7 protein-coding genes are annotated in these 10,357 nt (G+C 69.4%); all 7 read right to left on the reverse strand.

Annotated elements, in window-relative coordinates:
* Window positions 1-51: 51 nt before the first annotated feature.
* Entirely contained in the window at window positions 52-429 is a 378-nt protein-coding gene (locus ACE3O1_RS12805) for an SHOCT domain-containing protein (protein ID WP_374315631.1), read from the reverse strand.
* A 79-nt stretch (window positions 430-508) separates the two neighbouring features.
* Complete coding sequence (gene pyk / locus ACE3O1_RS12810) at window positions 509-1,960, reverse strand: pyruvate kinase (protein ID WP_374315633.1); 1,452 nt, start codon at window positions 1,958-1,960, stop codon at window positions 509-511.
* 47 nt (window positions 1,961-2,007) lie between these two features.
* Window positions 2,008-3,474 (reverse strand): glutamate synthase subunit beta, encoded by a 1,467-nt coding sequence (locus tag ACE3O1_RS12815; RefSeq protein ID WP_374315635.1) that lies wholly within the window; start codon window positions 3,472-3,474, stop codon window positions 2,008-2,010.
* On the reverse strand, window positions 3,467-8,074 hold the full coding sequence (gltB, locus tag ACE3O1_RS12820) for a glutamate synthase large subunit (RefSeq protein WP_374315637.1): 4,608 nt from the start codon (window positions 8,072-8,074) through the stop codon (window positions 3,467-3,469). The genes ACE3O1_RS12815 and gltB overlap by 8 nt, the downstream gene beginning before the upstream one ends.
* Before the next feature lie 66 nt (window positions 8,075-8,140).
* On the reverse strand, window positions 8,141-9,112 hold the full coding sequence (gene lgt, locus ACE3O1_RS12825; protein ID WP_374315639.1) for a prolipoprotein diacylglyceryl transferase: 972 nt from the start codon (window positions 9,110-9,112) through the stop codon (window positions 8,141-8,143).
* Window positions 9,113-9,167: 55 nt separating this feature from the next.
* Entirely contained in the window at window positions 9,168-9,962 is a 795-nt protein-coding gene (gene trpA, locus ACE3O1_RS12830; RefSeq protein ID WP_374315641.1) for a tryptophan synthase subunit alpha, read from the reverse strand.
* Window positions 9,959-10,357, reverse strand: a 399-nt coding sequence (locus ACE3O1_RS12835) for a pyridoxal-phosphate dependent enzyme (protein WP_374315643.1), incomplete at its 5' end; no start/stop codon positions are given. The genes ACE3O1_RS12835 and trpA, both read right to left, overlap by 4 nt.

Here is a 10,357-nt window from a genome sequence, read left to right on the forward strand (position 1 = left end):
GGGGGGCCGAGTGCGCCCTCCCACGGTAGCCGACCTTCCCCGGGGCGTGCGTCAGGCGCCGAAGTACTGGTTTCCGAGCGCCTTGCTCTTGAGAGCGTCGAACTCCCCCTGCGAGATCGAGCCCGCGTCCAGGAGCGCCTTCGCCTTCGCGATGTCGTCGGCCGGGCTCGCGGAGGCGGCCGGCTTGTACTCGTCGACCTCCGGTGCCGACACGTACCGCGCCCGCGCCCGCTCGGCCATCCCCGAACCACGCGCGATCACGTAGACGAGGGCGGTGAGGAAGGGCACGAAGACGAGGGCGATGATCCACAGCGCCTTGAGCCAGCCGCTGAGCTTCTCATCCCGGAAGAGGTCGGTGATCACGATGACCACCACGTAGATGTAGGCGGTGAACCAGAAGATCCACAGCAGCCACCAGAAAAAGTCCATGCGGGGTCCTCCTGGGGGGAAACGACAACGGTCGCGCTCAGCATAGTGAGCGCGACCGTCGTGGCGGTGGAGCCGCGCGTCAGATTTCGTTCGACTTGTAGATCGGCGCCTTGCCGTGCACCGCGTCGCCCACCTTGTGGATGCGGATGTCGTTGGTCGAGCCGATGATTCCGGGAGGCGAGCCAGAGATCACGACGACCTTGTCGCCGACCTTCGCGAGGTCCTTCGACAGCAGGTAGTCGTCGACCTGGATGAACATGCGGTCGGTGTGCGTGACATGCTCGACGAGCGTCGACGTCACGCCCCACGTGAGCGCCATGCGACGGCGGATCGCCGGCTCGGGCGTGAAGCCGAGCATGGGGATGCGCGGACGCAGCCGCGACATGCGGCGGGCGGTGTCGCCCGACTCGGTGAAGATGCAGAGGTACTTCGCGTCGACGAACTCGGCGACCTCGAGCGCGGCGAGCGTGATCGCTCCGCCCTGCGTGCGGGGCTTGGTGGTGAGCGGCTGGATCCGCTCGAGCCCGTGCTCCTCGGTCGAGTCGATGATGCGGGCCATCGTCTCGACGACGACGACCGGGTACTTTCCGACGCTCGTCTCACCCGAGAGCATGACGGCATCCGCTCCATCGAGCACGGCGTTGGCGACGTCGCTCGTCTCGGCGCGCGTGGGCACCGGGTTCTCGATCATCGACTCGAGCATCTGCGTCGCGACGATGACGGGCTTGGCCATGCGTCGGCACAGCTCGACTGCGCGCTTCTGCACGATCGGGACCGCCTCGAGCGGGAGCTCGACGCCCAGGTCGCCGCGGGCGACCATGATGCCGTCGAACGCGTCGATGATCTCCTCGAGGTTGTCCACGGCCTGCGGCTTCTCGATCTTGGCGATCACCGGGAGGTGACGGCCCTCCTCGGCCATGATGACGTGCACGCGCTGGACGTCCTTGGCATCGCGCACGAACGACAGAGCGATGATGTCGGCGCCGGCGCGCAGGCCCCAGCGGAGGTCCGCCTCGTCCTTGTCGGACAGTGCCGGGACGTTCACCGCGACGCCGGGGAGGTTGATGCCCTTGTTGTTGGAGACCGGACCGCCGACGACGACCTTGGTGGTCACGACCGTGCCGTCGGTGTCGATGACCTCGACGCGCACCTTGCCGTCGTCGATCAGCAGGAAGTCGCCGGCCTTGACGTCGTTCGGGAGGCCCTTGAACGTCGTGCCGACGATCTGCTTGGTGCCGAGGATCTCCTCGGTGGTGATCTTGAAGATGTCGCCGACGGCGAGCTCGTGGGGGCCGTTCTCGAACTTGCCGAGACGGATCTTGGGGCCCTGGAGGTCGACGAGGACGGCCACGGGACGGCCGGCGTCGTCTGCGGCCTTGCGCACGTTGGCGAAGTTGTTGTCGTGAACCGAGTAGTCGCCGTGGCTCAGATTGAACCGGGCGACGTCGACACCGGCGTCGATGATCGCGCGAACGCTCTCATAGGTCGACGTGGCGGGGCCGAGGGTGGCGACGATTTTGGCGCGTCTCATCCGTGTGTTTTCTCCGGGTGGTTTCTAGGGCGAATGCCGTGGCCAGCCTACGCGGGCTGAAGGCCGATCGCGACATCGGTCGGGCGGACGGGGGCGGGCAGCTGCGTCTCCCCCATGAGGTAGGCGTCCACGCTCGCGGCGGCCGCGCGGCCCTCCGCGATCGCCCACACGATCAGGGACTGACCACGGCCGGCGTCGCCCGCGACGAACACGCCGGGAGCCGTGGTCTGGTAGTCGTTCTCGCGGTGCACGTTGCCGCGCCCGGTGAACTGCGCGCCGAGCTGCTCCTCGAGCAGCTGCCGCTCGGGGCCGGTGAAGCCCATCGCGATGAGGACGAGGTCCGCGGGGATCTCCCGCTCGGTGCCGCTCTTGGGCACGCGGCGCCCGTCGACGAACTCGGTCTCGGCCACGCGGAGCGCGCGCACCTCGCCCGCCTCGTTGCCGAGGAACTCGACGGTGCTGGCCAGGTACGACCGGTCACCGCCCTCCTCGTGGGCCGACTGGACCTCGAACACCGTCGGGGACATCGGCCAGGGCTGGTGGTCGGGACGCTCGCCCGGGGGACGGCGGCCGATCGCCAGGTTGGTCACGCTCAGCGCGCCGTGGCGGTGGGCGGTGCCGATGCAGTCGGCGCCGGTGTCGCCGCCGCCGATCACGACGACGTGCTTCCCCTCGGCGGAGATCTGGTTGGGCACCGCGTCGCCGGCGACCGCCTTGTTCGACTCGATGAGGTACTCCATGGCGAAGTGCACCCCGGCCAGGTCCCGGCCGGGGATCGCCAGCTCGCGGGGAACGGTGGAACCGGTCGCGATGACGACCGCGTCGTAGCGCGCGCGCAGGTCGCTCCACGAGATGTCCTTGCCGATCTCGACGCCGGCGCGGAACCTGGTGCCCTCGTCCCGCATCTGGCGAAGGCGCGACTCGAGGTGCTTCTTCTCCATCTTGAAGTCCGGGATGCCGTAGCGCAGCAGCCCGCCGATGCGATCGTCGCGCTCGAACACGGCCACGGTGTGGCCCGCGCGCGTGAGCTGCTGAGCGGCGGCCAGGCCCGCAGGGCCGGAGCCGACCACGGCGACCGTCTTGCCGGTCAGGCGGCCGGGCGGCTCAGCCTCGATCCAGCCGTTCGAGAACGCCTCGTCGACGATCGACACCTCGATCTGCTTGATCGTCACGGCCGGCTGGTTGATCCCGAGCACGCACGAGCTCTCGCACGGCGCCGGGCACAGGCGCCCGGTGAACTCGGGGAAGTTGTTGGTCGCATGGAGGCGCTCGCTCGCCGAGCGGCCCTCGCCGCGCCACGTGAGGTCGTTCCACTCCGGGATCAGGTTGCCCAGCGGGCAGCCCTTGTGGCAGAACGGCACGCCGCAGTCCATGCAGCGCCCCGCCTGGCGGCGCAGCACGGCCGTGTCGCCCGGCTCGTAGACCTCTTTCCAGTCCATGATGCGCACCGGCACGGGCCGGCGTGCCGGCAGCTCGCGCTCGGTGACCTTGAGAAAGCCCTTCGGGTCAGCCACCCGTCACCTCCAGAATGCGGTTCCAGACGACATCGCCGTCGGGGTCCAGCCCCTCGGCGACGGCGTTCTGACGCGTCTCGAGCACCGCGGCGTAGTCGCGGGGCAGGACGCGGACGAAGTTCGCCAGCTCGACCTCGAAATCGGCGAGGAGCGCCGCGGCGAGGGTCGAATCGGTTTCGGCGACGTGCTGTTCGAGCAGGTCGCGGAGGATCTCGGCGTCGCCCGATCCGAGCGCGCCGAGTTCGAGCTCACCGGTTGCGAGGGCCTCGCGGTTGACCAGCTTGCGGTCGAGCTTGTACACGTAGGCCGTTCCGCCCGACATGCCCGCGCCGAGGTTGCGGCCCGTCGCGCCGAGGATCACCGCGAGGCCACCGGTCATGTACTCGAGCGCGTGGTCGCCCACGCCTTCGACGACCGCCGTCGCTCCGGAGTTGCGGACGAAGAACCGCTCCCCCACGACGCCCCGCAGGAACAGGGTGCCCTGCGTCGCGCCGTAGCCGATGACGTTGCCGGCGATGACGTTCTGGGATGCGTCGAAGGTCGCACGTCGCGGGGGGCGCACCACGATCTGTCCACCGGACAGGCCCTTGCCGACGTAGTCGTTCGAGTCGCCTTCGAGCCGCAGCGTGATGCCGGCGGGCATGAACGCGCCGAACGACTGGCCGGCCGAGCCGGTCAGGTTCACCTCGATGCTTCCCGACGGCAGGCCGTTCTCACCGCGAGCGACGGTCACGTGATGGCCGAGCAGCGTGCCGACGGCGCGCTCCGTGTTGCGGATCGGAAGGTCCACGCTCACGTGCCCGCCGTGGGCGATGACGTCCTGCGCCCGCTCGATCAGCTGCACGTCGAAGTGGTCCTCGAGCTCGTGCTTCTGGCCGATGCGGTTGCGGCGCGGCTCGTCGTCGGCGAAGACCGGGCCCCCGAGCACGGGCGCGAGGTCGAGTCCGCTCGCCTTCCAGTGCGTGACGGCGCCGTCGATGTCGAGCAGCTCGCTGTGGCCGATGGCCTCGTCGAGCGATCGGAAGCCGAGTTCGGCGAGATACTCGCGCACCTCTTCGGCGATGAACTCCATGAAGTTGACGACGAACTCCGGCTTGCCGTTGAAGCGCGCGCGCAGCACCGGGTTCTGGGTCGCCACGCCGACGGGGCAGGTGTCGAGGTGGCAGACGCGCATCATGATGCAGCCCGAGACGACGAGCGGCGCCGTCGCGAAGCCGAACTCCTCGGCGCCGAGCAGGGCGCCGATGATCACGTCGCGACCGGTCTTGAGCTGGCCGTCGACCTGGACGACGACGCGGTCGCGCATGCCGTTGAGCATGAGCGTCTGCTGCGTCTCGGCGAGGCCGAGCTCCCAGGGGGTGCCGGCGTGCTTGAGCGAGTTCAACGGGCTCGCACCGGTGCCGCCGTCGTGGCCGGACACCAGGATCACATCAGCGAGGGCTTTGGCGGTCCCGGCGGCGACGGCGCCGATGCCCGACTGGCTCACGAGCTTGACGTGCACGCGCGCGTTCGGGTTCGCGCGCTTCAGGTCGAAGATCAGCTGCTTGAGGTCCTCGATCGAGTAGATGTCGTGGTGGGGCGGCGGGGAGATCAGCCCGACGCCGGCCGTGGCGTGACGCGTGCGCGCCACCCACGGGTACACCTTCGTGGGCGGAAGCTGCCCGCCCTCGCCGGGCTTGGCCCCCTGCGCGAGCTTGATCTGGATGTCGTCGGACTCGGTGAGGTACAGGCTCGTCACGCCGAACCGGCCCGAGGCGACCTGCTTGATCGCGCTGCGACGCTCCGGGTCGAGAAGCCGGTCGACGTCCTCGCCGCCTTCGCCGGTGTTCGACTTGGCGCCCAGACGGTTCATGGCGATCGCGAGCGTCTCGTGCGCCTCCCGCGAGATCGAGCCGTAGCTCATCGCACCGGTCGAGAATCGCTTCACGATCGACGACACCGGCTCGACCTCGTCGATCGGGATCGCCGTGCGCCCTTGCGTCTTGAGCTTGAACAGGCCGCGCAGCGTCTTGAGCTCGCTCGCCTGGTCGTCGACGAGCTTGGTGTACTCGCGGAAGATGTCGTAGCGGCGCGTGCGCGTCGAGTGCTGCAGCCGGAACACCGTGTCGGGGTTGAACAGGTGCGGCGAGCCGTCGCGGCGCCACTGGTACTCGCCGCCGGTCCATAGGCGCTCGTGCGCGCGGACGGCGGCATCCTCGGGGTAGGCGTAGGCGTGGCGGGCGGCGTTCTCCGCCGCGATCACGTCGAGCCCGACGCCTCCCAGCTTGGACTCGGTGCCCGTGAAGTACTTCGCGACGAAGTCCTCCGACAGGCCGACGGCCTCGAACACCTGCGCGCCCGCATACGACGACACGGTCGATATGCCCATCTTGGACATGATCTTCAGGACGCCCTTGCCGAGCGCGTAGATCAGGTTCCTGACGGCCTTCTCCGGCGCGATTCCGGTGATGTAACCGGCGCGGACGAGGTACTCCACGGTCTCCATCGCGAGGTACGGGTTGACGGCGGATGCTCCGTACCCGATGAGCGTCGCGACGTGATGCACCTCGCGCACGTCGCCCGCCTCGACCACGAGACCGCACTTCATGCGGGTCTGCTTGCGGATGAGGTGGTGGTGGACCGCGGCGAGCATGAGCAGCGAGGGGATCGGGGCGAGGTCCTTGTTGGAGTCGCGGTCCGAGAGCACGATGAACTCGGCGCCGTCCTCGATGGCCTGGTCCACCTCCTGGCACATCTGCGTCAGGCGCTTCTGCATGCCCTTGTGGCCGGCCTCGACACGGTACAGCCCCCGGATGGTGACCGAGGTGCGCCCGGGAAGCGCCGTGTCGATGTGCTGGATCTTGGCGAGTTCGTCGTTGTCGATCACAGGGAAGTCGAGCGTGACCACGCGGGTGTGGTCGGGTCCCCACTCGAGCAGGTTGCGCTCCGGACCGAGCCCCAGCGAGAGCGACGTCACGACCTCTTCGCGGATCGAGTCCAGCGGAGGGTTGGTGACCTGGGCGAACTGCTGGGTGAAGTAGTCGAACAGCAGCCTCGGCCGCTCGCTCAGGACGGCCACCGGGGTGTCGGAGCCCATCGCGCCGAGCGGCTCCGCGCCGGTCTGCCCCATCGGCGTGAGGAGGATCTTGACCTCTTCCTCGGTGTAGCCGAACGTGCGCTGACGACGGGTGATCGAGGCGATCGGGTGGACGATGTGCTCGCGCTCGGGGAGGTCGGCCAGGCGAACCCGGCCGGAGTCCAGCCAGTCCTGCCAGGGCTCGAGCTCGGCGAGATCGCGCTTGATCTCGTCGTCCTCGACGATGCGGCCCTGCGCGGTGTCGACGAGGAACATGCGTCCGGGGCGCAGGCGACCGCGGCGCTTGATGCGCTCGGGCTCGAAGTCGAGCACGCCCGTCTCGCTTCCGATCACGACGAGGCCGTCGGTGGTCTCGGTCCAGCGGCCCGGGCGCAGCCCGTTGCGGTCGAGGGTGGCTCCGACGAGCGTGCCGTCGGTGAAGATGAGGGCTGCCGGGCCGTCCCACGGCTCCATCTGCATGGAGTGGAACTCGTAGAACGAGCGCAGCTTCGGGTCGATGTCGGCCTGCTTCTCGTAGGCCTCGGGAACCATCATCATGATCGCGTGGGGCAGGCTGCGGCCGGTGAGGGTGAGCAGCTCCAGCACCTCGTCGAACGAGGCGGAGTCGCTGGCGCCGTCGGTGCAGATCGGGAGGAGCGGGGCGATGTCGCCCAGGAGCTCCGACTCGAGCTGCGACTGGCGCGCGCGCATCCAGTTGCGGTTGCCGTTGACGGTGTTGATCTCGCCGTTGTGGGCGAGCATGCGCAGCGGCTGCGCGAGCGGCCAGGACGGGAAGGTGTTCGTCGAGTAGCGCGAGTGCACGACGGCGAGCTCGGAGGCGAAGCGCTCGTCCTGGAGGTCGGGGTAGAACGGCTCGAGCTGGAGCGTCGTGACCATGCCCTTGTAGCCGAGGGTGCGGGCCGACAGCGACACGAAGTACGCGTCGAGCTCGGTGCGCGCGCGCTTGCGCAGGCGGAACGTACGACGATCCAGAGCGATGCCGGAGAGCGCCGGCGCATCGCCGACGGCCGGGCGCGACACGAACAGCTGCTCGAACACGGGCCGAGCCGCGAACGCGAGCTTTCCGAGGTTCTCGTCGACGGTGGGCACCTCGCGCCATCCGAGGACCGTCAGGTTCTCGGATGCCGCGATCCGCTCGATCCCGTCCTTCTGGGCCTGTCGCGCGTCGTCATCGCGGGGCAGGAACACCATTCCCGCCGCGTACTCCCCCACCGGCGGCAGGTCGAAGCCGACCACCGCGCGCAGGAACGCGTCGGGCATCTGGGTGAGGATGCCCGCACCGTCGCCGGTGCCGGCGTCGGAGCCGATGGCACCGCGGTGCTCGAGGTTGCGCAGCGCGGTGAGCGCCAGGTCGATGATGTCGTGGCCGGCCTCGCCCCGGAGCGTCGCGACCATCGCCAGGCCGCAGGCGTCCTTCTCGAACGCCGGGTTGTACATCCCCTGCTTGCGCGGGAAGCCCGACAGTCCGGTCTGTTCGGGGGTCTTCGCCTCGGTCGAGGCGAGATGACGGGGGCTCGCAGCCATACCTACCGTCCTCACGTTGATGCTCAAAATGGGACGACGTCGGCCCGGGGGCGCGCGCGGAGCGCGCTATTTCGTGGCGGGAGTGCTTGTGGCGCTGGCCTCGTCGACTTCGGACGTCGGGGGTTCGCTGACGTCGACGAAGTCGTCGGTGTCCTGCGATTGTACAGCCTGTCCGGCGGTCCACTCGCGTCCGGACACATAGGGCGACGGCTCGAAGCCCGGGTGACGGCGCTTCTGCACGAAGAAGATGACCAGGCCGACGATGACCCCGAAGATCGCCGCCCACACGTTGGTGCGCAGGCCCAGGATGATCTCGCTCGGATCGATGCGGATCGACTCCCACACGATGCGCCCGGCGCTGTACCAGACGAGGTACAGACCGAACAGGCGGCCCCACTGGAGACGGAACCGCTTTCCGGCCCACAGCAGCACGACGACGCCCATCATGTTCCAGATCACCTCGTACAGGAACGTCGGGTGGAACAGCGTGCCTTCGGGGAGCCCGACGGGCCACGCCGGGTTCGGATAGGCGATCTCAAGTCCCCACGGCAGGTCGGTGGGAAGTCCGTAGAGCTCCTGGTTGAACCAGTTGCCGAACCGTCCGAGCGCCTGGGCGAGCAGCAGGCCGGGAGCGAGGGCGTCGGCGAAGGTCCAGAACCGGATGCCGGTCCACCGGCATCCGAGCCACGCACCGATCGCGCCGCCGATGAGGGCGCCGTAGATCGCGATGCCGCCCTCCCAGATGAACAGCGCCGACAGCGGATTGGCGCCCGGGCCGAAGTAGAAGTCCCAGTGGGTGACCACGTGGTAGATGCGCGCGCCGATGATGGCGAGCGGCACCGCCAGCAGCGCGATGTCGATCACGACCCACGGCTCGGCGCCGCGTTTGGTGAGGCGGTGATTCGTCATGAGCGTGGCGACGACGATGCCGGCGATGATGCACAGCGCATAGAAGTGGATCGTCAGCGGACCCACGTTGAACGAGCTGATGGAGGGGCTCGGGATGCTGGCGACGACGCTCGCGGCGGCGGAGATCATGGGCGATCGGATCCTTGGCTGTCGGGGGTGCCGGCGGCGGGCCGACGGATGAAGTCTAGTTCGCGGGGCGCACGGTGCCGGCGGCGAGCGCGCGCGCGGCCTCGGAGAGACCGTCGATTCCGCCGTCGCGCAGGGCGCGGACGAGTGCGGTGCCGACGATCGCTCCGTCGGCATAGTCGAGCACCCCGGCGACCTGCTCTGCGTTGGAGATGCCGATGCCGACGCAAGCGTTCTGGACGCCGTGCTCGCGCAGGCGCGCGACGAGGGTGCGCGCCGCGGCATCCAGCTGCGCCCGCTCCCCCGTGATGCCCATCGTCGACACGGTGTACACGAACCCGGTCGAGGACTGCGCGATGAGCGCGAGGCGCTCGTCGGTCGAGGTGGGAGCGGCGAGGAACACGCGGTCGAGCCCGGTCCGCTCACTCGCGGCCACCCACTCCGCGGCCGCGTCGGGCGTGATGTCGGGGGTGATGAGCCCGGCACCGCCGGCCGCGAGGAGGTCGTCGGCGTAGCGGTCGACGCCGTACTGGAGCACGGGGTTCCAGTAGGTCATGACGAGCACGGGCACGTCCACGCGCTGGGTGATCTCGGCGACGGCGGTGAACGTGTCGCGGAGGCGGAAACCGCCTGCGAGGGCGGCCTGCGTGGCCTCCTGGATGACCGTGCCGTCCATCACCGGGTCGGAGTACGGCGGCCCGAGCTCGAGGATGTCGGCGCCGTTCTCGGCCAGCGCGACGGCGGCGTCGATGCTCGTCTGCAGGTCGGGGAAGCCCAGCGGCAGGTACCCGACGAACGCCCCGCGCCCCTCGGCGCGGGCCGCGTCGATCGCGGCGGCGACGCGCGAGGTCACAGCTTCTCCCCCTCGCCCTTGGCGGCGTCGTCGCGGGGAGCGGTCGCTGCGGCCGCGGCATCCACTCCCTTGTCATAGAGGTCGAAGTAGCGGGCGGCGGTGTCCATGTCCTTATCGCCGCGGCCCGAGAGGCACACCGCCAGGATCGCGTCGGGGCCGAGCTCCCGCCCGATCCGCAGCGCGCCGGCCAGGGCGTGCGCCGACTCGATCGCCGGGATGATGCCCTCGGTCTCGGAGAGCAGGCGCAGCGCCTGCATCGCCTCGTCGTCGGTCGCCGGGATGTACTCGGCTCGCCCGATCGAGGCGAGCCACGCGTGCTCGGGGCCGACGCCCGGGTAGTCGAGGCCTGCCGAGATCGAGTGGGACTCGGTCGTCTGCCCGTCCTCGTCCTGCAG

Source organism: Microbacterium sp., assembly GCF_041909575.1.
Taxonomy (GTDB): Bacteria; Actinomycetota; Actinomycetes; order Actinomycetales; family Microbacteriaceae; genus Microbacterium.

Excerpts from the sequence above, each read along its gene's own strand:
- ACE3O1_RS12805 (WP_374315631.1), bottom strand. The coding sequence starts at position 429 with ATGGACTTTTTCTGGTGGCTGCTGTGGATCTTCTGGTTCACCGCCTAC.
- pyk (WP_374315633.1), bottom strand. The coding sequence starts at position 1,960 with ATGAGACGCGCCAAAATCGTCGCCACCCTCGGCCCCGCCACGTCGACC.
- gltB (WP_374315637.1), bottom strand. The coding sequence starts at position 8,074 with ATGGCTGCGAGCCCCCGTCATCTCGCCTCGACCGAGGCGAAGACCCCC.
- lgt (WP_374315639.1), bottom strand. The coding sequence starts at position 9,112 with ATGATCTCCGCCGCCGCGAGCGTCGTCGCCAGCATCCCGAGCCCCTCC.